Annotated in this window: 24 protein-coding genes; 10 read left to right on the top strand and 14 right to left on the bottom strand. The window is 47.7% G+C overall.

Translation table 11 applies throughout. The annotated features are described in order from the left end of the window. From ACTG33_RS10765 to ACTG33_RS10755, 3 genes are all read right to left on the bottom strand, one after another. A partial coding sequence (locus ACTG33_RS10765) for a flavin-containing monooxygenase (RefSeq protein ID WP_439135213.1) occupies positions 1 to 765 on the bottom strand: 765 nt, incomplete at its 3' end. 210 nt (positions 766 to 975) lie between these two features. Beyond that, positions 976 to 1,827, bottom strand: a complete 852-nt coding sequence (locus tag ACTG33_RS10760) for a TauD/TfdA dioxygenase family protein (protein WP_439135212.1) — start codon at positions 1,825 to 1,827, stop codon at positions 976 to 978. A 22-nt stretch (positions 1,828 to 1,849) separates the two neighbouring features. Continuing rightward, positions 1,850 to 3,172, bottom strand: coding sequence for an amidohydrolase family protein (locus ACTG33_RS10755; RefSeq protein WP_439135211.1), 1,323 nt, complete (start codon positions 3,170 to 3,172; stop codon positions 1,850 to 1,852). Between the two features lie 187 nt (positions 3,173 to 3,359). Here ACTG33_RS10755 and ACTG33_RS10750 point away from each other — a divergent pair, with 187 nt between their 5' ends. The 3 genes from ACTG33_RS10750 (at position 3,360) to ACTG33_RS10740 (ending at position 6,898) form a co-directional block, all read left to right on the top strand. Continuing rightward, complete coding sequence (locus tag ACTG33_RS10750; protein WP_439135210.1) at positions 3,360 to 4,790, top strand: aromatic ring-hydroxylating oxygenase subunit alpha; 1,431 nt, start codon at positions 3,360 to 3,362, stop codon at positions 4,788 to 4,790. A gap of 210 nt (positions 4,791 to 5,000) precedes the next feature. After that, positions 5,001 to 6,086, top strand: a complete 1,086-nt coding sequence (locus ACTG33_RS10745) for a MarR family winged helix-turn-helix transcriptional regulator (protein ID WP_439135209.1) — start codon at positions 5,001 to 5,003, stop codon at positions 6,084 to 6,086. A 47-nt stretch (positions 6,087 to 6,133) separates the two neighbouring features. Continuing rightward, on the top strand, positions 6,134 to 6,898 hold the full coding sequence (locus ACTG33_RS10740) for a sterol desaturase family protein (protein ID WP_439135208.1): 765 nt from the start codon (positions 6,134 to 6,136) through the stop codon (positions 6,896 to 6,898). A gap of 75 nt (positions 6,899 to 6,973) precedes the next feature. Here the strand turns inward: ACTG33_RS10740 and ACTG33_RS10735 are convergent, their stop codons facing one another. The 4 genes from ACTG33_RS10735 to ACTG33_RS10720 all read right to left on the bottom strand — a co-directional run bounded on the left by ACTG33_RS10735 (position 6,974) and on the right by ACTG33_RS10720 (position 10,171). Further along, positions 6,974 to 8,278 carry a carbohydrate porin gene (locus ACTG33_RS10735; protein WP_439135207.1) on the bottom strand — a complete coding sequence of 435 codons (1,305 nt, stop codon included), beginning with the start codon at positions 8,276 to 8,278 and terminating at the stop codon, positions 6,974 to 6,976. A gap of 199 nt (positions 8,279 to 8,477) precedes the next feature. Continuing rightward, entirely contained in the window at positions 8,478 to 9,080 is a 603-nt protein-coding gene (locus ACTG33_RS10730) for a pyridoxamine 5'-phosphate oxidase family protein (RefSeq protein WP_439135215.1), read from the bottom strand. 21 nt (positions 9,081 to 9,101) lie between these two features. Beyond that, positions 9,102 to 9,563, bottom strand: a complete 462-nt coding sequence (locus ACTG33_RS10725) for a DUF1348 family protein (protein WP_439135206.1) — start codon at positions 9,561 to 9,563, stop codon at positions 9,102 to 9,104. A gap of 59 nt (positions 9,564 to 9,622) precedes the next feature. Beyond that, positions 9,623 to 10,171 (bottom strand): carboxymuconolactone decarboxylase family protein, encoded by a 549-nt coding sequence (locus ACTG33_RS10720; protein WP_439135205.1) that lies wholly within the window; start codon positions 10,169 to 10,171, stop codon positions 9,623 to 9,625. A gap of 131 nt (positions 10,172 to 10,302) precedes the next feature. Between ACTG33_RS10720 and ACTG33_RS10715 the strand changes: the two genes are divergently transcribed. Beyond that, positions 10,303 to 11,205: a LysR family transcriptional regulator gene (locus ACTG33_RS10715; RefSeq protein ID WP_439135204.1), complete on the top strand. Its 903-nt coding sequence runs from the start codon at positions 10,303 to 10,305 to the stop codon at positions 11,203 to 11,205. A gap of 54 nt (positions 11,206 to 11,259) precedes the next feature. Here the strand turns inward: ACTG33_RS10715 and ACTG33_RS10710 are convergent, their stop codons facing one another. Then, positions 11,260 to 12,090: a cupin domain-containing protein gene (locus ACTG33_RS10710; RefSeq protein ID WP_439135203.1), complete on the bottom strand. Its 831-nt coding sequence runs from the start codon at positions 12,088 to 12,090 to the stop codon at positions 11,260 to 11,262. A 145-nt stretch (positions 12,091 to 12,235) separates the two neighbouring features. On the opposite strand from ACTG33_RS10710, the gene ACTG33_RS10705 reads away from it, so the two are divergent. The 6 genes from ACTG33_RS10705 to ACTG33_RS10680 are packed head-to-tail and all read left to right on the top strand — an operon-like array spanning position 12,236 to position 15,534. Then, complete coding sequence (locus tag ACTG33_RS10705; RefSeq protein ID WP_439135202.1) at positions 12,236 to 12,712, top strand: YHS domain-containing (seleno)protein; 477 nt, start codon at positions 12,236 to 12,238, stop codon at positions 12,710 to 12,712. 3 nt (positions 12,713 to 12,715) lie between these two features. Then, entirely contained in the window at positions 12,716 to 13,045 is a 330-nt protein-coding gene (locus ACTG33_RS10700) for a thioredoxin family protein (protein WP_439135201.1), read from the top strand. Between the two features lie 11 nt (positions 13,046 to 13,056). Then, complete coding sequence (locus ACTG33_RS10695) at positions 13,057 to 13,344, top strand: BufA1 family periplasmic bufferin-type metallophore (RefSeq protein WP_439135200.1); 288 nt, start codon at positions 13,057 to 13,059, stop codon at positions 13,342 to 13,344. 29 nt (positions 13,345 to 13,373) lie between these two features. Then, the gene (gene bufB / locus ACTG33_RS10690; protein ID WP_439135199.1) at positions 13,374 to 14,300 is read left to right on the top strand and encodes an MNIO family bufferin maturase; all 927 of its coding nucleotides are present in this window, start codon (positions 13,374 to 13,376) and stop codon (positions 14,298 to 14,300) included. Next, the gene (locus tag ACTG33_RS10685) at positions 14,300 to 15,046 is read left to right on the top strand and encodes an HvfC/BufC family peptide modification chaperone (protein ID WP_439135198.1); all 747 of its coding nucleotides are present in this window, start codon (positions 14,300 to 14,302) and stop codon (positions 15,044 to 15,046) included. The genes bufB and ACTG33_RS10685 overlap by 1 nt, the downstream gene beginning before the upstream one ends. 23 nt (positions 15,047 to 15,069) lie before the next feature. Beyond that, a complete protein-coding gene (locus tag ACTG33_RS10680; protein ID WP_439135197.1) occupies positions 15,070 to 15,534 on the top strand; it encodes a DoxX family protein in 465 nt (154 codons plus the stop codon). 77 nt (positions 15,535 to 15,611) lie between these two features. On the opposite strand, the gene ACTG33_RS10675 is transcribed toward ACTG33_RS10680, so the two are convergent. The 6 genes from ACTG33_RS10675 to ACTG33_RS10650 form a co-directional block, all read right to left on the bottom strand. Further along, on the bottom strand, positions 15,612 to 16,058 hold the full coding sequence (locus ACTG33_RS10675) for a hypothetical protein (protein WP_439135196.1): 447 nt from the start codon (positions 16,056 to 16,058) through the stop codon (positions 15,612 to 15,614). 12 nt (positions 16,059 to 16,070) lie between these two features. Continuing rightward, positions 16,071 to 17,003, bottom strand: coding sequence for a lipid kinase (locus tag ACTG33_RS10670; RefSeq protein WP_439135195.1), 933 nt, complete (start codon positions 17,001 to 17,003; stop codon positions 16,071 to 16,073). A gap of 13 nt (positions 17,004 to 17,016) precedes the next feature. Then, positions 17,017 to 17,769: a phosphatase PAP2 family protein gene (locus tag ACTG33_RS10665; protein ID WP_439135214.1), complete on the bottom strand. Its 753-nt coding sequence runs from the start codon at positions 17,767 to 17,769 to the stop codon at positions 17,017 to 17,019. Between the two features lie 276 nt (positions 17,770 to 18,045). Further along, on the bottom strand, positions 18,046 to 18,396 hold the full coding sequence (locus tag ACTG33_RS10660; protein ID WP_439135194.1) for a hypothetical protein: 351 nt from the start codon (positions 18,394 to 18,396) through the stop codon (positions 18,046 to 18,048). A gap of 67 nt (positions 18,397 to 18,463) precedes the next feature. Beyond that, the gene (locus ACTG33_RS10655; protein ID WP_439135193.1) at positions 18,464 to 18,862 is read right to left on the bottom strand and encodes a putative signal transducing protein; all 399 of its coding nucleotides are present in this window, start codon (positions 18,860 to 18,862) and stop codon (positions 18,464 to 18,466) included. Between the two features lie 323 nt (positions 18,863 to 19,185). Beyond that, positions 19,186 to 19,416, bottom strand: a 231-nt coding sequence (locus ACTG33_RS10650) for a hypothetical protein (RefSeq protein WP_439135192.1), incomplete at its 5' end; no start/stop codon positions are given.

The following is a 19,416-nucleotide window of genomic DNA, read 5'->3' as shown; positions in this document are numbered from 1 at the left end:
TGTGGCTCCTGTACCGACCAGAGCCACTCGTTTATTGGCAAGCTTACCCAACTCCGGTGCGCGTTGAGTACCACCGGTGTAATCGTAATCCCAGCGGGCGCTGTGAAACATATGGCCTTTAAAATCATGAATACCGGGTATGCCTGGCAACTTGGGCATGTTCAACAGGCCGTTGGCAACAATCAGGTGTCGAGCTCGGATGTTGTCGCCTTGCTTGGTACTGATATGCCAGCGCTGTTGTGACTCGTCCCAGCGTAATCCGCTGACCATCGTGTGAAATAAAGCGTTTTCATACAGATCGTACTTGCGACAAATACTCTGGGCATATTCAAGAATTTCATAACCTTCTGTAAATTTCTTCGACGGCATATAGTCCATTTCTTCCAACATTGGGAAGTAACAGTAAGCGTCGTTATCACACTGCAGACCAGGATACCGGTTCCAATACCAGACCCCACCAAAGTCTCCGGCGTGATCGATATTGCGAAAGTTGTTAATACCGGCTTTGCGCAGCTGTACGCTCGCCAGAATTCCGGACCAGCCACCACCCAGTACCACAACATCAATGTCTTCACTAATCGCTTCGCGTGGCACTTCTGGTGTATGAGGGTCACCTTCGTAAACCTGGGAAAAATCCTCGACCGGTTTTACATATTGCTGTTGACCTTCCTGCCGAAGACGCTTGTTGCGTTCTTCCTGGTATTTGTTTTTCAACGCGGGGATATCAATCTCATCTGCTGTTGGCAGAGGTGTATTCATATTCATTATTGTTGTGCTCCTTCGGATTGCGTTAGCTCTTTAAATCATGTCGATATAAGACAACACTGTTGATCATTTTAAAAGATGAAAATGCAACTAACTGAGGCGAGCTTGATCTGAATCAAAATCCACCCTTCACAAGAAACATCAGCCAAAAAAAAGCCAGCTAAACGCTGGCTATAAACGGGGTTAGATCATCATCGACGGGATGAAATATCAGTTGATGGGTTCTTCACCTTCGGTTTTCGTCCGGTGTAAAAGACGTCCACAGTCCGGGTCGTATGGACGAGCACGATGCATGGTGCCCGTGTTATCCCACATAACCGAATCGCCCACTGACCACTCATGGGTGTATACAAACTGCTCCTGAGTCGCCCACTCACGCAGACCGTGTAGAATTTTGGCGCTCTCCTGACGACTTTTTCCCAGGACCTCCTGAGCCGTGTTACCCAGTACCAGTGACTTGCGACCGGAACGATGCTTCCACACCAGCGGCAGCTCAACCTCGCCCATTGCCATCAACTGCTCTAATTGTTCAAGCGTGGGCTCTGGAGAGTGGTAAAGCTGACTGTTCCACATGGAATGGATCACTCGCAGGTTTTCTATTTCCTGTTTTTTCTCCTCCGACAAGGCATCGTAAGACGCGTAGGTGTTACAGAAATCCGTATCACCTCCCCAAGTTGGCAACACCTTCATCGATAAAATGGCCGCACCAATCGGACGCTTGTTCATGGTGCCATCAATGTGCCAGTACAAAGAGGCCTTGAGATAATCGCGGTTGGGATTTTTCTTCTTATCGAGAGAAATGTTGTAAACTTTCTGACCTTTGATTTCCGGCAAAAAAGTACCAATGGTTTCTGTAAACGCCGCCTGTTCTTCATCCGTGAAATTAATTTTCGGGAATACCAAAACACCGCGCAGCTCCAGTAGTTCACGCAAATCTGCAGCGTAGTTTCCACTGAGCAAATCCGCTTTGCTCAGGTTAACCTTGCTGCCAATTTTGGGCTTCAAGTCTTCGGCGGCCAAACGATCTTGCAAGGTTGTTTGTACAGCAGTTGCAGTAGACATAAATACTTTCCTCAATCGTTAATCAAGCTACCTTGGATTGCTTTTTCATCATCTTCATAATGTCGCCAGAAGTGATTCTTCGCAGGGCTTCGCCCTCTTCCAGCGGTGCCGCACCACCTGTCGAAATTGGGGTAGTGTCAACCTTAGCTGCTTCAGCTCTGGTCCGCAGCGCCCCAACGGTCAAGTCTTCACGTTTGTAATTTTTGAAAGGATCAAACCGCAACCAGCGCATAGCATTTTCGTGAGTAATCTTGTCGATCTGGGTATCGGTCAACTTGGTTGCTTCGACACTCTTCCAGAGGTATTCCGGAACTTCCGGCCACAGCGTATCCGAGTGTGGGTAGTCACATTCATAGGCCACCATGTCTTCGCCCACATCATCCAGGTTTTTAAGCCCGAAGGTATCGTCGATAAAACAAGTCATAAAGTGACGACGGAATAACTCACTGGGTTTAAGACCACCAAAACCAGAGTGGGTCCAGGCCTTGTGACGTGCATGGCTGAACTCCGCTCGCTCAAGGAAGTAAGGAATCCAACCGATGCCGCTCTCTGACAAAAAGATACGCAGATCGGGATAACGGTTCAGGGCGTCCAGCTGTAACCAGTCAGCTGCACCCACTGAAATCGACATCGGCATAGTTGTAATCCACGCTTCGATCGGAGTTTCATCGGATGCGTGTGGCTGTGGATTGCCCGAACCAATGTGCAAACAGATGGTAATCTGATGCTCGGACAAGGCTTTCCACATAGGTTCCCAATAGGCATTGTGAATGCTTGGCAGGCCGATCTTGGTAGGGTTTTCAGACAGGGTAACCGAGGTACAACCCATAGACGCAATGCGTTCAATTTCCGCAACCGTCGCATCCATGTCCCAGGTTGGTAACAACGCACAGGCAATGAAGCGACTCGGGTCGGTTCCGCACCAGTCGAGAATATGCCAATCGTTATAAGCTTTCAGATGCACCAACGCCATGTCTTTGTCAGGCGCATTGTGGAAACAGCGACTGCCATCAAAACCACCGATGCTGCCAAAGTTCAGTGAACAGGCGATACCATTGATATCCATGTCTTCCAGACGAGCTTGCGGGTCGTAACAACCTTTGCGTACCTGCGCCAGAGACTGGGGTTCCATACCGTATTCTTCAGGCACCCGCCCAACGACGGCATTGAGTCCCACCGAAGTCATGGTCATACCCTGGTAAGTCCAATAATTGGCGCCGTCCTCTGTGGTGTGAAACTGGGGGGCAGTCGCCAAATCCTCACCTTGCAGGTGACGTTTGAACATTTCTGGTGGCTCGCTGATGTGATCGTCCACGCTAATGATCACCATATCATCCATTTTCATCGCTATTTCTCCGATTGTCTTAGTGGGCTAACACCCGTTGTTATCAGTATCGGGATGCATCATGACTCAACTACTAGACAACATTGTTGATCTAAATCAAGGAAGATGACCATGCTCTGCCACTAGCATGGATCCCACAAAACATAACCAGAATGTGCGGTAAGCACCGCCACTTAGAGGAAACACCATGACCGCTCAGCCTCAATCCCTGATCGCCAGCACTCAAACCATGTCCGCCGAGACCCCGTCCCACCCAGACACACCGTGGCCTCGCCGCTGGCAAACTCTGGGACAGGGCTTAGGGGTTGGCCGCTATACCGATCCGGGTTTTGCCAAACTGGAATTCGACAAACTCTGGAATCGTGTCTGGCAAGTGGCTGCTCGGGCAGACGAAATCCCGGCCATCGGAGATTACACCACCTATAAAATAGGCGATCAGTCTGTTCTTCTGGTTCGGGCCGAGGACGACTCCATCAAGGCTTACTACAATTTCTGCCCCCACCGGGGCACCGCTCTCGGGGAAGATTGCGGCCATTTCAAGGACGGTAAGATCATCTGCCCCTTTCACGGCTGGCGCTGGGACTTGTCAGGCAATATACAAATGGTTCTGGGGCGGGATGAATTTGCCGGTGGTCAGTTGCAGGACAAAGATGTCTCCATGCGTGAAGTGCACTGTCGGGTACTGGGCGGCTTCGTCTTTATTAACCTGGAGGAGAACCCGCAACCGTTTGACGACTTTATTGCGCCGGTAAAACCCTTCCTTGAGGATTTTGTCCTCGAGGACATGCACCACGTCTGGTGGAAACGCGCCACGATTCCCTGCAACTGGAAAGTCGCGCAAGAGGCCTTTTTTGAAGCGTATCACGTATCAGCCACCCATCCGCAGCTGGAAAAAGTCGGCAGCGAAGTCGTCTACGGTGACCGCAAAGAAGGCGAAATGTTCTTCGAGAGTCTGACGTACATCGCTCAGGACAAGGGGCATGGACATTTCTTTGGTGGAGAGAAAACCCCCATCGCCGGGCACGTTCAAGACGAAGCGGCTGACATCTGCGATCTGATTGATGCTATGGCCACCCGTATGAATCTGACCTCCGAAGGTCTCGGTGCCATGATTTCGAAAGACGACATTGATCTGGTATTGAGCTTAAAGGACAAGAATCTACCCGCGGACGCGAACCCCGGTGCCGAATATGTGAAGTTGCAGTATGAAACCGCAGCTCAACAGGGGCGCCCTATGCCCAAATTGACGCCGGAACACGTGGGCAAATGGGGTGGCGTTAACTTTATTTTCCCCAACCTGTTGATATTACCTCAAGCGGGCAATGCCGCCATCTACCGAGCCTTGCCCCACCCCAACGATCCGGATCAATGCATTTTTGAAATACGCTCGGTCACCACGCTTCCCCAAGGTGAGCAGCCCCAGCGATCCCAGGTAGAAGAAGTCACCGATCCCGAGACTCAGCTGGGCCTGATTCCCCAACAAGACCTCAGCAACCTGCCCCGCATCCAGGAGGGTCTGCACTCCAAAGGCATGAATCAGGTATGGCTGGCGCAGAATCAGGAAAAACTGATTCTGAATATGCATCAGGAACTGGATCGCTACCTCCAGACAAAGTGATTTAGTCCCCCATAAGGTTAAATCTCAATATAAGCCAGTTCTCTGCATGCAGAAAACTGGCTTTTTGCATCCCTGAGTCCTCACTCAAAAAAATTGTAACCCACTGATATTTATGTAATTTTTATCGAACTCTCAGCTTTTTACAGAAACTTACAAAAATATAGTAAACACTTGTTGTCATTTCCGACAACTATGTAATACCATTTGCACATGAAAGAGATCAACACTGTTGAATTAAGCAAACAAGCGCCAGGCATAAGCCACGGGTTAATCGCCCATTTGATGGTGGTGACTCACTTTGTTGTAAAAAGCACATTGGATCAGCTGACCGCGACCAACCGCTACAAAAAACTCAGCATGACCTATGAGCGCTATATTGCCGTGCTGGTAGAGGGCGATCACTCCCCCGGAGAGTTGGCCGCAAAAGTCGGCAGCAGCAAACAGGCTTGCAGCAAAGTCATTAAAGAACTGCAGAAGTTAGGCCTGATTGAGCGACGCCAAAATCCAGAGGATGGCCGCTCCCAGTTGCTTTTTCTCTCTGAGCACGGCCAGCAATTGCTGCAGGATGGCAGTCGTATTACGACAGAGGTGCAACAAGCATTGACCGAGAAAATCGGTAACGAACGCATGCAACAAATGGTGGTTCTGCTTGAACAAACCTGTCGAGGCCTGGGCGTTGAGTATCACGGATACCCCGCACTGAAGCAGTCCGGGAATGAGACGGTACAAAGCCAGTCGACACAGCTGAATATCCTGCTGCAGGTTCTGACCAATCACATCCGGCAGATCCTGCTGGAAGAGATGACCGGTAAGGGCTTTGAAGGTTTACGAACCAATTTTGGTCAGATTCTCGGCATGATCAGCCGTGAGCCGCGACGGATACAAGACATTGCCGCCGTCATTGGTATCAGTAAACAAGCTGCAGCCATGATGGCCATAGAGTTTGAATCCCTGGGCTATGTGATCCGTGAAGAAGACCCAGATGATAAACGGCGGATTATTTTAAGTTTATCGTCCAACGGCGAACAACTGGTGCACGAGGCAATTAGCAGCGTAAGAGCACTGGAAGAAAAGGTTCAAAGCCAACTTGGCAAAGAAGATTACCAACAACTGGAAGCCATACTGGCAGATTTGTACGACACGGTTGCCTACCAACTTGGTACAGCTCACATGCTGGATATGCCAAACCGGGTACCGGAAAGAATTCGGGCAATCACGGATTCTTTATTAGAAGAGCTGGGCGCTGCGGGTGCACGCACACTGGCTCAACATGTATTGGCGATAACGAACTCTTAACAATTTATAACGACTAACAACTTAATAACTACCAGAGGTAACCTGTAATGGACACATCGATTTTTTCAACACTGGCTGCCAATTATGAGGGATGGCTTTCCCTTATTATGGCTGTCTGCGTGATGGGCATCCCAGTGCTCGCAAGCAAAGTTTTAACGAAGTTTGGGGTTTTCAAAGAGATCAGTGATCTCAACCAGGAAGTGGTTGATAAAAAGTCGACCCGAACCTATTGGGTAGATAATCAGAAGTGGAATAAAAAATGGGGCAGTATTTTCATGCTCGTTATTTATGCCTGCATCATTCCCTTCATCATTACCGCAGAGCCGCAAGCCTGGTGGATGTATTTTGTGGATATTTTCGTCATCCTGATGGTATACGATTTCTTCTATTACCTGACCCACCGTTTCCTGTTTCACGATGGCGGCCCACTGGTTTGGGTACACGCAGTTCACCATCAACAAAAGAACCCTTGTCGCCAAGATTCCAGTTACATCCACCCTCTGGAAATTGCCATGGGCTTAGGGCTCTATGTGGGTACTGTTGTAGCCCTTAGCTTCATCATGGGTGATTTTCATATTGTGACGCTGGTACTGACCTGGATTGCTTTCTCTGAGATCAACTTGCACAACCACGACCGTCAGGATAGCGACCGCTTCCCGTTTAAGTACCTAAAGCACGCTTCAGACATGCACCACGTACATCACTCGCGCTTTACCAGTGGTAACTTTGCGACCATCTCACTGTTCTATGACTGGTTGTTCGGTACTCTCGATACAGGTAACGGCTGGGGTAAAAACAAACGCGAGAGTTAATCCCAAAACTGTCATGCGTTTTTTAAACCCCCTCACTCTATGAGTGAGGGGGTTTTTTGTTTCTAGACAATGTTACTACCAAATATGCTCTATCTGTAAACCCACATTCCAGCCATGGTTGTCGTCGCCATAGGGCGCAGATTGTGGTTGATTGCCAATCAGGCCAACGAAGGCGCTGCTCCATCTAGCATAACTGGCAAACAGTCGTAGCGTATGCTGTGCCACATAGCGTTTACCCGATTGCAGCTGCAACGCAATAGCCGCCTTGGTTAACGTACCAGTGACATCCAATGGGCCATTCTTAACATGGTCAATGCCAACTTCGTTGGCAATACTCCAATAATCGTTCAGATAAAAAGTCGGGTGTACACCTGCACTATACCAGCGGATGGCATCATGGCTGCCCCCCTCCCCAAAATTTCTCTCCTGGGCAATAGCCACCCACTCAATAGCAAAACGTTGATGATCGTCCCAGCGGTAGGTGTTATTCAATTCCCACTGGTAAGCATGGCTAAGATTGTAACCTTCCGATTCATTGATAGGGTTTGCATTGGCTGTATTCTTGGTGACAGTTGGCCCCTGTCTATAAGAAAAGCCGAAGCGATTATAACCATTGGGAGAATCTGCTGTAACCAGCCAGGCACCGCCTCCCCATCCTGATTTTCTGGAATAACCCAGCGACTCATCTGCAGGCCGATGGGTATAAATCGCCCACACGTTAAGCAGACTATTGTCTCCAAACACTATATTTTTAACGCGTACATCCAGACTGTGTGACTCCAATATTCCCTGAGTATTGGCCGCAGACGGATTATTGCTAAAGCTTTGAACATCTTTTTCGCGATGATAAAAACCGGCGACATTCAGTGTCGCTGATCCTACTTTAACACCTTCGATCCCCATTCCGGCGTGAGTATTTTTACCACTGTTCATCCAGCGATATTTATTCAAATGCGAACCCTGCAAGTCATACCACCGACGACCCACCCACAGATTAATTCCGCTGTTGTTGATGTTAGCCATAGTGACATTGAGCTTAGGCACACCGCGTAGTTTCAAATTACGGGTATCTCCCAGAATGCGATAGTCTTCAGCCGCCGCCTCTGCTTTAAAATAGGTGTCGTTAGGGTTTTGGTGTTGCCCATCGTAATTTAAACGCAGACGCAGATTAACATCAGGCTCATTACCTAAACGGTAGCGTTCACCCGCGCCTGGCGCTTTAAAGAAAGCTGCGTGATGATTTCCCTCTGCGGTAGCCAGCCCCGCTCGGGCATAACCATGGAAACTTAATCCAGTATTTTCTAGAGCGATTGACTGGCAGGAGGACAAGCAAAAACATAGCCCCACAAAAGTCTTTAAATGTAATTTGTGTTCCGTCATTTGAGAATCGGTGTGCTAAGTATAGCGGCGGGTTACATAAAGTCCGATCAACAGACCAGACCATGGTAAGGAGGTAGCAACGGATACGGTATCAGTGGCTACCCAGAGGATATTAAAGGCGGGATTTTAACGTGTTTGGAAATAAATAATAGATTGTTAATTGTTATATAGCGTAATGTGAATTACACATTTAAGTGTTTTAGAGACTTAATTGACGCACCTTTTCTTCGAGCTGTTCAATTTTCAGATCCCGTTCTGCTAATAGTTTTTTCACATCCTCAACTTCGAGTCGAACAGGAATGTGTTGTGGGCAATTGCGATCCCAGGCCTCTACAGTAAATAGGAAAATCTGTTCGGGTAATGCCCTATACTCTGTCTGGCTAGGCATCAATTTCGCTAACAGTTCAGGCTGGTCTTCTACCACTCTTACCTGCCCCCAGATTTTAACACGGGCTTTGTTAACGTAATCAATTAAAAATATAAACGCCTTGGGGTTTTCAGAGAAATTTCCCTGACTGATAAATTGCCTGTTGCCTTTGAAATCAGCAAAAGCGAGAGTCTTCTGATCGAGAACTTTTAAAAAGCCCGGTGGTCCACCGCGATGCTGAATATAAGGTTGGCCGTTGACGTTAGCCGAAGCCAGAAAGAAGCTTTTTTGCACAGCAATAAATGCCGCCAGATCCGGCTCTATTTCTGATTGCCAACTGCCATTCTGCTCCATTTTCGCATAAACGTCTCTGGAGCCTTTACGGGATTGAATCGCCTTTACAGTCTTTGTAAAGGCGATATCACTTGTGCTCATTTTGATCACCTCATTTTTCTATCAGTCCAGATCACTCAAACTCAGGTGATCATCAGGACGTCTTCCCAGGGGCCAATGGAACTTACGATCTTCAGGGTTGATCGGATGTTCATTAATACTGGCAATCCTGCGACGCATCAAACCATCGGCATCGAATTCCCAGTTTTCATTGCCGTATGCGCGAAACCATTGACCTGAATCATCGCGGAACTCATAAGCAAACCGAACAGCAATCCGATTGTCTGTAAAAGCCCACAACTCTTTGACCAATCGATAATCCAGCTCACGAGTCCACTTACGGGTCAGCAGCTGTACAATCTCTTCCCGGCCACGGACAAATTCTGCCCGGTTACGCCAGGGACAATCTGTGGTGTAGGCCAAAGAGACTTTTTCAGGATCACGAGAGTTCCACCCATCTTCAGCGAGGCGAATTTTTTGGATGGCGGTCTCTTCGGTGAAAGGGGGTAACGGTGGTCGAGACATGACGCTGTACTCCTGTTAGGAAAAATTAAGGGTGACGACATGGCCACCCTTGGGTGAATTTACGCCACGAGGCTTTCGGCGGTCGGAAAGTCGATTGCCGTGCCTAACACTTCATTGATGTAGTTAGTGAGCGTGTTCAGCGCAACCAGTCCCACGATTTCTACAATCTCAGCATCGCTGTAGCCGGCCTCTCGGACAGCGTCTACATCACGACCAGACAACTTTCCGCGATCACGGGTAATCTTGGCAGCGAACTCAACAGCAACTGAGGCTTTTGGATCTGCCGATGTACCACGACGACTGGCGTTAATTTCATCAGAGCTCAACTTCGCCAACTTTGAACCCAGGTACTGGTGGGCAGCTAGGCAGTAGTGGCAGCCATTGATTTCAGCAACCGCTAATGCAATCCGCTCACGGGTTTGGTCATCCAGAGATCCATTTCCTAATGCACCATGCAGGCCAAGAAAGCCCTCTAGGGTCTGCGGACTGTTGGCAACAATACGAAACAGATTCGGGACACTTCCCAGTTGGGTGTGAACTGCTTCAAGCAAATCCCGGGATGCTGCCGGCGCAGCCGAAATAGAAACCGGAGTAGGTATACGAGACATAATTAACTCCTTTGATCTGTCTTAATGGAGAAACCAGCATACAATTAACAATAAAGTAAATAATTAGACGAAAATACAATTATCTATTACATTTAATGCAACAAATAACACATAAGCTGTTGGGCTCCCTGATGGACAAATTCGAATCAATGCGGGTATTTGTTGAGGTGGCGGAATGTCGAAGCTTTGTCGCTGCCAGCCGCAAGCTTGATCTTTCAGCTCCGGCGGTCACACGATCCATTGCCCAGCTGGAAGACCAACTCGGTATCCGATTGTTTAACCGAACCACTCGCCAGGTACGTCTCACTGACTCGGGAGCGCGTTTTTATGAAGACGTTCAGCGCATTTTGGTCGACGTGGAACAGGCCGAGGCAACCGCGTCGGGTAGCTACGCGGAACCCAAAGGAGTCTTGTCAATCACGGCACCGGTACTGTTCGGACAGAAACACATCACCCCTATCGTGACGGAATATTTGCAACAGAACTTCGCGGTATCTGTAAAAGCGGTCTTCTACGATCGCGTCAGTAATTTACTGGATGAGGGATTGGACATCGCCATTCGTATTGGCCATCTTAAAGATTCAACCCTCTATGCGACTCAGGTTGGAAACGTGCAACGAGTGGTTTGTGCATCACCGGATTACCTACACAAATATGGTGTTCCCAAGAGCCCGTCAGAGCTGATCCATCATCAAATCATCCAGTCAACTACGATTGAGCCCTCAACCACCTGGCGGTTTGAGCCCTCTACGGGCAAGGAAAGCGTCAAAGTGACTCCTCGTCTGAAATGTAATCAAAACGGGACGGCAATTGCTGCGGCCAAACAAGGACTTGGAATTACCCGACTGATGTCTTATCAGATAGGTGAAGAATTCAATAACGGTTCATTAGTGCGTATCTTGCGTGACTATGAAAGTGATCCATTACCCGTCAACATCCTCTACCTGGAAGGACGACAGGCAAATGCCAAAGTCAGGTCTTTTATCGATCTCGCTGTCGATCGCTTGCGAGCCAATCCTTACATAGACCACTAAGATAAAGGCACAATTCAGCCACGGTCTCTTATTTAATCTACAGAGTGGGCAGGCTTAAGGCTTTCTGAAATGTTTGTTCAGCCACTGCTTTGGGGTTAGACCAAAACGCTTTTTAAACACACGTGTCAGGGAGGATGCATCTTCGTAGCCCACGGTATTCGCCACTAGAGACACCGGACGCTGCATTTTTAATAACCCTTGCGCTTTAGTCATTCGCAGGTCTGTAAGATAGTCCATCGGCGCCTGTCCCACCGTCTCTTTAAACAGAGCTGCAAATTTGGAGCGCGACATGGCAACGGCTTCCGCCATGCTATTAACCGTCCAGTCCTGCTCAAGATTTTCTTGCAGTTGTACCATCAACGGTGCCAGAGAACTGTGTGAACAGGCCGTTAGCAGAGCAATATTCACTGTTCCCTGATCAACAACATGCCTGAGTAAATAGACCATAAAGACATCACATAACCGATTAATGACCACTTGCTTGCCCTGGTCATCCTGAAACGCTTCCTGAAACAACCACTGCGCAGTGTTGTATATCGCGTCATTATCAGAAGTTTCAACACAGACAAATTTGGGCAGAACGTCCGTCAACAAGGTTTTGTGTTTAATAGGGAAGCTGACCGTTGCACACACAAGTTCTGCCTCCTGGGAATCGTCTACCTGCAATCTGTGGCGTGCCCCACCGGGTATAAACAATACCGTGGGCGTCTCCATACGCAGTTTATGCCCCTGATCCGTATAGAGCGTCATTGCCCCCGAACGCAGCAGATGCAGATGCCCAGCTGTTTCACTTTCAGTAAAGGCCTGCAGGCCACAAAGCCCACCACTGAAAAACACCTCTGCCTGCAGCTCCATCTCCTGTATCAAATCATTCAGTGTCGCCATAACCCCTCTCATTAGACGATCTGCCGGTTTTTATGGACAGCTGGTCAATTACACGATGCCGGTTCTCCGTAATCTATCAATCAAGGAGTTCGGACACATCCATAGCTCTGAAAAGTAAATCAATATACCGATACAGGACTTTATTATGCAACTTTCTAAAACCTTGAAATACGCCGCAACTGCCGGCGCCCTTTTACTCAGCAGCTTGAGCTTTGCCTCTACCGTGAATACAGGAGCCAATGACGTTGCGATCCATGGCTACGATCCGGTTGCCTACTTTACACAAAGTAAACCGGTTCAGGGCTCAGTACAGTTTACAGCCACTCATGAAGGAGCCATTTATCGCTTCTCTACCGCGGAAAATCGCGACCTGTTCAAAAGCAACACCGATAAGTATGCACCTCAATTTGGAGGTTATTGCGCCATGGGTGTTGCTCTGAACAAGAAACTGGATGTCGATCCTGCCGCTTATTATATCGAGGACAACAAACTCTACCTAAACCTCAACAAAGCTGTGCAGAAGAAATGGTTAACGGATGTTCCTGGCCACCTGAAAACTGCATATCGGGTTTGGGATGGCATTGAAGAACTGTCCGTCGAAGAAACCAACGCAGAGGACTAAGACATGTCAGATCGTGCTCTGAAATTCTCATCAAAGGGTCACTTTTATGAGGAATCCCTGTTAATGCTGTGGTTTACCGCAGACTGGTGTGGTCCCTGTCAGCAATATATACCCACCATCAATGCAATAGCAAAGCACTACCAGGGACAAGTCAAGCTATTGAAAATTGATGTGGATAATTTTCAAGGCGTGGCCCAGGAGTTCGGAGTACGAGCTGTCCCTACACTGGTCCTTATGAATAAAGAAGGTGTATTGCATAGTCTGACTGGCGTTCGAACTGCCAGGCAATTAAGCGACTGGATTAATCCATACACCATTAATGACTCTCAATAGAGGATGAAAAAATGAATCATAAACAACACATTGCTTCGGCCGCCATTGCCCTTGTACTGGCTTCCGCTGTTGTCGCACCGGTTCATGCCGGAGGGAAGGAAAAATGCTACGGAGTTTCTGCGGCGGGACAAAACGACTGTGGCAATTTAGCTGGCACCCACTCCTGTGCCGGGCAATCCACAGTCGATAACGACCCTGGCGAGTGGAAACTGGTAGCCAAAGGTACCTGTGTCGATATTGGCGGAATGTTAAAGGCTGAAGCTAAAAAGCGATATGCCGAGCAGTCTGGTAAAAGTTAACACATTCATATTTTAACAGGAGAATCGCAATGTCTCGCACATCATCAAGTGACAATGATCGACGCCTAGCCGCCCCCAGGAAAATCACAAAACCTGTAGGAGTTGGACTCAGGCACACCCATTATCAAGATGCTCTGTGCGGGACCGCCTCTGTTGATTTTGTGGAGCTTCACAGTGAGAACTTTTTTGCCGAAGGCGGTGTAACAACTTCCGTTTTAGAAGCCATATTGGATATTTACCCCGTCAGTCTTCACGGTACATCTATGGGTCTGGGATCCGCCATTGGGCTTGAAACACGGTATCTAAACAAGCTCAAAAGCCTGAATAAAACGGTCAATCCCTTTTTGGTTTCTGATCATGCCAGCTTTTCCTGGAGTCGGGTCAACAACAAGCTGGCTCATGCAGGTGACCTTTTGCCTTTACCCTTTACCAATGAAGCTCTTTCGCACTTGGTGACAAACGTAAACCGGGTACAAGACGAGCTGGGGCAGCAGATCTTAGTGGAAAATCTCGCGTCATACGTGCAATTCGACCATAGCACCATGACTGAAACTGAGTTTCTGAATGAACTGGTTAATCACACTTCTTGTGGTCTTTTGCTGGATCTAAACAATCTTCTGGTTAACGCCCACAATTTTCCGAATAAAAGCACTAACGTAACCCCTGTGCAATCAGCCAAACAGTGGCTTGATGAAATCCCTGTTGATGCGGTTAGAGAATTCCACCTTGCCGGATACACTCCATCCGCCAAAGGAAATTTTATCGTTGATGATCACAGTCAACCCATCAACGACGAATGCTGGTCTCTGTATCGGTATGCATTACAACGCTTTGGGCCACAAGCCACCTTAATCGAGTGGGACAACAACCTTCCTGAATGGAAGGTACTAACGGGTGAAGCAGATAAAGCCCGTCAACTCATACAACAGCACACTCAAACTATGGAGGCAAGATAATGTTAAGTATTTCTGGATCGCTTATTCAGCAACAGCAAGAACTTGTCGGCAATATATTGAATGAAGATCAACAAGATTTTTCAGATACAGGTTTGATGATCTATAAAACCAATCTTCGATTAACGGCTGCACGTTCATTGTCGCTGACATATCCCGTCATTTCTCGAATGATTGGTTCTGAAAGCCTGGGTTTGTTAGCAACACGTTTATTAAAAACGGATTTTCCATCAACCGGCGACTGGGCAGAATGGGGTGAAGGTTTACCGGAACTTCTGGCAGACAGTGAACTTCATGTTGAGCACATCTATCTTGAGGACGTCGCAAAATTGGAATGGATGCGGCACAAGGCCGATAAAGCCAGAACCACCATTTTTGACCAAAAGACACTTGAAAAACTGGTGAACTCGTCCTTGTCGAGCTCCTACCTCGCTCTCACTGACGGCTTCGACATTTTACAAAGTGATTGGCCAGTCGACGTACTGTGGGAATCACATCAGCCAGAGGTCAAAGATCCCGGGGCATATTTATCCGCGAGTAGCTTCAAATTTCAGTCTCAGTATTGGGCGGTCTATCAGCAGTCAGGGCGGCCTCAACACCAGTCCATCACAGATGATGAACATCTATGGTTGTTGAACATTAAACGTGGTTACAGCATCGATGCCTTAATCGATGCACAACCAAACTTTGATTTCACCCACTGGCTCCCAAAAGCCATCAACAATAACTGGTTAGTAAAAATCGATTAATGCAAACTCGAATGGAGTACTTTATGAAAACCTTGTTACCTAAAATTTATCAACCTTACGAGCTATCCAGAAAATATCTGGAAAAGCTTCACCATCTGGTCTCTTTATTATCTCGGCTGTATATCGCCAAGGTGTTTTTCAGTGCAGGGCTGGTTAAATTGAGAGACTGGGATACCACTTTGTTTTTGTTCGAAGAGGAATATCAGGTTCCGGTATTACCCTATGATTTCGCGGCCTACTTGGGAACCTTCGGGGAACTAGTCTTCCCAATTCTTCTGGCCATCGGATTAGGTTCACGTTTTTCCGCATTGGCATTGAGTGTAGTCAATATTGTCGCGGTTATCAGCTTATCAGAGATTGCTCCAGCTGCACTCTACTTACACGTCATCTGGGGTATTCTTCTAGGACACATTGTGATTTATGGCGGTGGTATACTGTCTCTGGATCATGGAATCAAGAGATATAGATTGAGAAAATATCCTCTGTGATACTAAAAAGCCCACGGGGATTAACTGTGGGCTTTAAATACGTTAGTGTTAATTCCAAGCTCGTCGGATGATCTGTATCAAGACTCTATTTTCATAGAGCGAAGTTTATTTTCCACCATATTGATACTTTTCAAGCAGTTTTTTCTCAGCGTCGGATACTGTTCGTCAATCACCATCATTTCAGCTGTATTGAGTCGTTGCTCAAGCTGAGATTCTGCCATCAATCTTTGATCAATAACTTCAGCCGTTTGATCTTCAGAGAAAGTTGTTTCCAACCACTGGAGCAATTGCTGACCGGTTTGCCGATCAGGGTCGGGAACTGACGGCAAGTCATTTTTTTCCCGTATCGCCTCTTCTGCTGATTTCGCAAGAAGATCCCGGTCGTCAGCTACGGTATTAAAGAGTTCAGTAACTGATTCGTCACTGACAAACGTCGCAGCATTTCGATAATTATCTGCACTTTCCATAAACGCGACATGTAAATTGTTCAGTGCAACCTGTAATTCATTGCGCAATACGCTCATGCTAAGGCTCCCTTAACTAAACTGATCTATATTAAACCGATTCGTGATAGAAATCGGCTTTGGTACCAAAACTTCCAATGCTTGTGTTAACACACGAAAATTCGCAGGGGTGTTAGTTACCGGCTCACCATCGGCATGAATGGCCATGGTTTTACGCCCAGTAGAAATCTTAATACTCTCTGCCTGAAGATTAAACACCCGTTTGTTGTATCGCTGTCGGCCATCTCGTAACAATGGCGCCAGCGTTAACAGATCCCATACCGTTTGTGGGCGCAGACTGTAAAGCGACAGATTACCATCATCGATACGCTTCTTTTCGTCGACCACATTGCCACCACCATAATAGCGACCATGACCAATCGCTATTTGAATAGAACGTTGACGGTAACGCACGCCATCGGCCGTAATAGTCGCTTTAAATTGTTTCACTCGGGCCAGTGCGGTAAAAAATGCTTTCAGATAACTCAATACGCCCCAGTGCTTTTTGACCTCATCCGTTAACTCTTCAGTAACTGTTACACCTAGCCCTAAATGTGCCACATTAAAAAAATAGTTCTCGTTCACCAGGCCCAAATCAATCCACTGACGTTGACCGGAAAGAATCACATCAAAGGCCTCTTCGAGTTCACCTTTCAATCCCAGGGAGCGAGCTAGATCATTGGCCGTACCCAATGGCAAGATTGCCAGCAGCAATCCGCATTCGTACAGCGTGCCAGCCATAGAGCTGATCGTTCCATCACCACCACCGACGATGACAAGATCCAGGTTGTCTTTGCGATCAAGAACAGCACGGCGACTTTCTTCTGCACTTTTTGAAGCCAGCCGTTCAACCATAATTCCGGCTTTCTCTAATCGAACAACACCTTCGTCCAGTTGCACTCCCGCACCCTGACGAGCTTTGGGATTAAGGATCAGCAGAGCGTTACGTATCTTTGTGCTGTTCATTTACTCTTACTCATCATTTACGTCCATCTGATGGTATTTCGTCCAAACCAACGGGATTGCTGACTTCTGGTTCAACCTGACCTCTGCGCTGCAACCACCCCGTTAACAACCAACAGCCCAGAGCCCATCCAGCACCGGCCGTCCAACCTGCCAACACATCGGTAGGCCAATGAACCCCAAGATACACTCGGCTGATCCCCACTAGCAATGTGATAATTATGGCTACCAGTAAGTAATAAGCTTTTAAACGACGGCGCTTTTCTGCTCTTGCCAACAGCGCACCCAATGTTAAATACGTCGCCGCAGATACCATCGAGTGACCACTGGGAAAGCTTGCTGTGTACACTTGCGACCCATGAGGCACCAAGTCCGGCCTGTCGCGCTCAAACGATTGCTTCAGCAAGGTATTGGCTCCCAGCGACCCTAAAGATGCCACCAGTACAACCAGTGCTAATCGTTGGCGCTGGCACAGTGCCAGATAGCCCATTACCATAACTGTCAGTAAGGTCAGTACCACGTTGCCGCCTAACGCCGTAATATCGCGCCCCATTTCCTCTACCCAACCAGGACCAATGGGATCCGACACATCATTCGGCGCACGCATTAGCAACAAGACACTGCGATCCAGTTCGTGAGTTTCACCGTCCGTAACCTCATCGGCGAGTTCCGCAAAGATCCATATTGAGCCCAACAGAGCAAACACCGCACAAAGAACAACCCGTTCGCGACTGCCAAGCCACGTCAATACTCGATTGAGTCTCATCATCCCCACTAAACTATCACTCCCAGTCTCATCCGTGCATTATCAGATTTTAGAATCTTGTCAGCTCATAGAATATAGCAAGAACGAATACAGCAAGAACAACGCCACCGTCACAGGACGGTAAAATCCTGCTCTCAGGCCAGTAAAACCGGGGAAGTAGCCAGCCACTGAGCACTAATTTGGTAAATTTTTCAAAAGTTTATGTCAAATATCCAACACAGACCGTCCTATGCAAACTACTGTCGGGGGAGAGAAGAGGAAGCGGAGAGAGTTTGTTATCTAAGATTCAATAGCTGTTAATTCGGTGACCGGCTCACCATCTTCAGCATAGACTACGGCATAAGAATTGGCTCGATCGAGAGCTGAAGACACTTCCAGTTCACCGACCTCTGCAGCGTTGACCAAACCTGATAATGTACGCTCGAGATCTTCGGTATCGATCTCATACACCGCCATAAATTGATAGGGACGCTCTTGTGCGACGGGGTTAGCAAGCTGAAAGCGCTGTGCCGAAATAAAACCGGGCAATCTGACCACATCATGCAGATGTTGATTCCGATACCAGTCGTCGCATTCTTTTTCACGTCCCGCCACCGGATTACTGAGCACAACCATTTTGTATTGCGCCATCGCGTTATTACTCCTTCTTCCCTACAGCTTGCTCTCAATGCGTCTATTGTATGACTGTCAGTGCGTCTTATTCATGTTTTCCGATATGGCCACACTCTTTGCACTTTACGGTATTAGTTACTGGAAACAAGGGAAAATCCAGGCCCAGGAAAACAAGAAAAGCCCAGCGCTTACCTTTTTGATAAGATTCAACCTGATTACTGCCACACACCGGGCACACCAACGTATCCGAACCCTGCTCGCTCTCGACAGCATCGCTCAAATCCTCAGCCAATATTGCTCTCGCTTGCTCCACGTAAACAGAAGGAACCTGTAGCCTTACACCTCCCATCGCATTGGAATAAAGCCACTGCATATTAATAGTATGCTCATCCGCAACGAACGCGGGAATACCCTCAGCATCCAGATGTGCCCTGGCAATTTGAGCCTCGTAGGGAAATGAGTAGGTTGCAACTGTTGTGAGCATGATTCCTCGGAAGTGTTCGCAATTCAAGGCGTACAGAGTTACTTTTCAGACCGATCTCACCGAGACTGAATGTGCCACAACATTATCAGCACAGAGGTAAAATGCCAATCTGTAAACCACGTCTCTACCCGCGACAGGAAGTTTAGGACGCTATAGGTGAATATATTGATAGGGTAAGATTCTAATATTGAATTCTTTTTATTGTTACAGGTTACAGATAAAGTTTCTGTAGAGGATAGATCACGCAATGAAGTAATGAAGTGATACTTCGAACCTGAGCTAACAGGATTAGATCAGGCTCGAGTATATGGAGTAAGATCTGTTTATTTTACGTTGTGGGACAATACACCGGTTAGCTTTTCTTCCACAGTTAAAGAAACCCCTCGCATGAGCACTGCATAAAGAACACCACCGACAATCGCACCAACAAACCAAGCGTAGTTATAGATATTGAGCAAGAAAGCTGGAGCTGTTTCAATCATTCCACCAGCGACTAAAAAGCCAGGAACATTGGGTAGCACTGCAAGACTAAAGGCAATCAAAGCGTTAATATT

The sequence above is a fragment of the Pseudomaricurvus sp. genome, from assembly GCF_965662505.1.
GTDB lineage: Bacteria > Pseudomonadota > Gammaproteobacteria > Pseudomonadales > Cellvibrionaceae > Pseudomaricurvus.
The sequence above is the reverse complement of the archived record's forward strand: the minus strand, read 5'-3'. Positions and strand labels throughout refer to the sequence as shown.

What these genes read in the sequence shown, in the direction of transcription:
- ACTG33_RS10760 (WP_439135212.1), bottom strand. Translation starts at nt 1,827, where the DNA reads ATGTCTACTGCAACTGCTGTACAAACAACCTTGCAAGATCGTTTGGCC.
- ACTG33_RS10755 (WP_439135211.1), bottom strand. Translation starts at nt 3,172, where the DNA reads ATGAAAATGGATGATATGGTGATCATTAGCGTGGACGATCACATCAGC.
- ACTG33_RS10750 (WP_439135210.1), top strand. Translation starts at nt 3,360, where the DNA reads ATGACCGCTCAGCCTCAATCCCTGATCGCCAGCACTCAAACCATGTCC.
- ACTG33_RS10745 (WP_439135209.1), top strand. Translation starts at nt 5,001, where the DNA reads ATGAAAGAGATCAACACTGTTGAATTAAGCAAACAAGCGCCAGGCATA.
- ACTG33_RS10740 (WP_439135208.1), top strand. Translation starts at nt 6,134, where the DNA reads ATGGACACATCGATTTTTTCAACACTGGCTGCCAATTATGAGGGATGG.
- ACTG33_RS10735 (WP_439135207.1), bottom strand. Translation starts at nt 8,278, where the DNA reads ATGACGGAACACAAATTACATTTAAAGACTTTTGTGGGGCTATGTTTT.
- ACTG33_RS10730 (WP_439135215.1), bottom strand. Translation starts at nt 9,080, where the DNA reads ATGAGCACAAGTGATATCGCCTTTACAAAGACTGTAAAGGCGATTCAA.
- ACTG33_RS10725 (WP_439135206.1), bottom strand. Translation starts at nt 9,563, where the DNA reads ATGTCTCGACCACCGTTACCCCCTTTCACCGAAGAGACCGCCATCCAA.
- ACTG33_RS10720 (WP_439135205.1), bottom strand. Translation starts at nt 10,171, where the DNA reads ATGTCTCGTATACCTACTCCGGTTTCTATTTCGGCTGCGCCGGCAGCA.
- ACTG33_RS10715 (WP_439135204.1), top strand. Translation starts at nt 10,303, where the DNA reads ATGGACAAATTCGAATCAATGCGGGTATTTGTTGAGGTGGCGGAATGT.
- ACTG33_RS10710 (WP_439135203.1), bottom strand. Translation starts at nt 12,090, where the DNA reads ATGGCGACACTGAATGATTTGATACAGGAGATGGAGCTGCAGGCAGAG.
- ACTG33_RS10705 (WP_439135202.1), top strand. Translation starts at nt 12,236, where the DNA reads ATGCAACTTTCTAAAACCTTGAAATACGCCGCAACTGCCGGCGCCCTT.
- ACTG33_RS10700 (WP_439135201.1), top strand. Translation starts at nt 12,716, where the DNA reads ATGTCAGATCGTGCTCTGAAATTCTCATCAAAGGGTCACTTTTATGAG.
- ACTG33_RS10695 (WP_439135200.1), top strand. Translation starts at nt 13,057, where the DNA reads ATGAATCATAAACAACACATTGCTTCGGCCGCCATTGCCCTTGTACTG.
- bufB (WP_439135199.1), top strand. Translation starts at nt 13,374, where the DNA reads ATGTCTCGCACATCATCAAGTGACAATGATCGACGCCTAGCCGCCCCC.
- ACTG33_RS10685 (WP_439135198.1), top strand. Translation starts at nt 14,300, where the DNA reads ATGTTAAGTATTTCTGGATCGCTTATTCAGCAACAGCAAGAACTTGTC.
- ACTG33_RS10680 (WP_439135197.1), top strand. Translation starts at nt 15,070, where the DNA reads ATGAAAACCTTGTTACCTAAAATTTATCAACCTTACGAGCTATCCAGA.
- ACTG33_RS10675 (WP_439135196.1), bottom strand. Translation starts at nt 16,058, where the DNA reads ATGAGCGTATTGCGCAATGAATTACAGGTTGCACTGAACAATTTACAT.
- ACTG33_RS10670 (WP_439135195.1), bottom strand. Translation starts at nt 17,003, where the DNA reads ATGAACAGCACAAAGATACGTAACGCTCTGCTGATCCTTAATCCCAAA.
- ACTG33_RS10665 (WP_439135214.1), bottom strand. Translation starts at nt 17,769, where the DNA reads ATGATGAGACTCAATCGAGTATTGACGTGGCTTGGCAGTCGCGAACGG.
- ACTG33_RS10660 (WP_439135194.1), bottom strand. Translation starts at nt 18,396, where the DNA reads ATGGCGCAATACAAAATGGTTGTGCTCAGTAATCCGGTGGCGGGACGT.
- ACTG33_RS10655 (WP_439135193.1), bottom strand. Translation starts at nt 18,862, where the DNA reads ATGCTCACAACAGTTGCAACCTACTCATTTCCCTACGAGGCTCAAATT.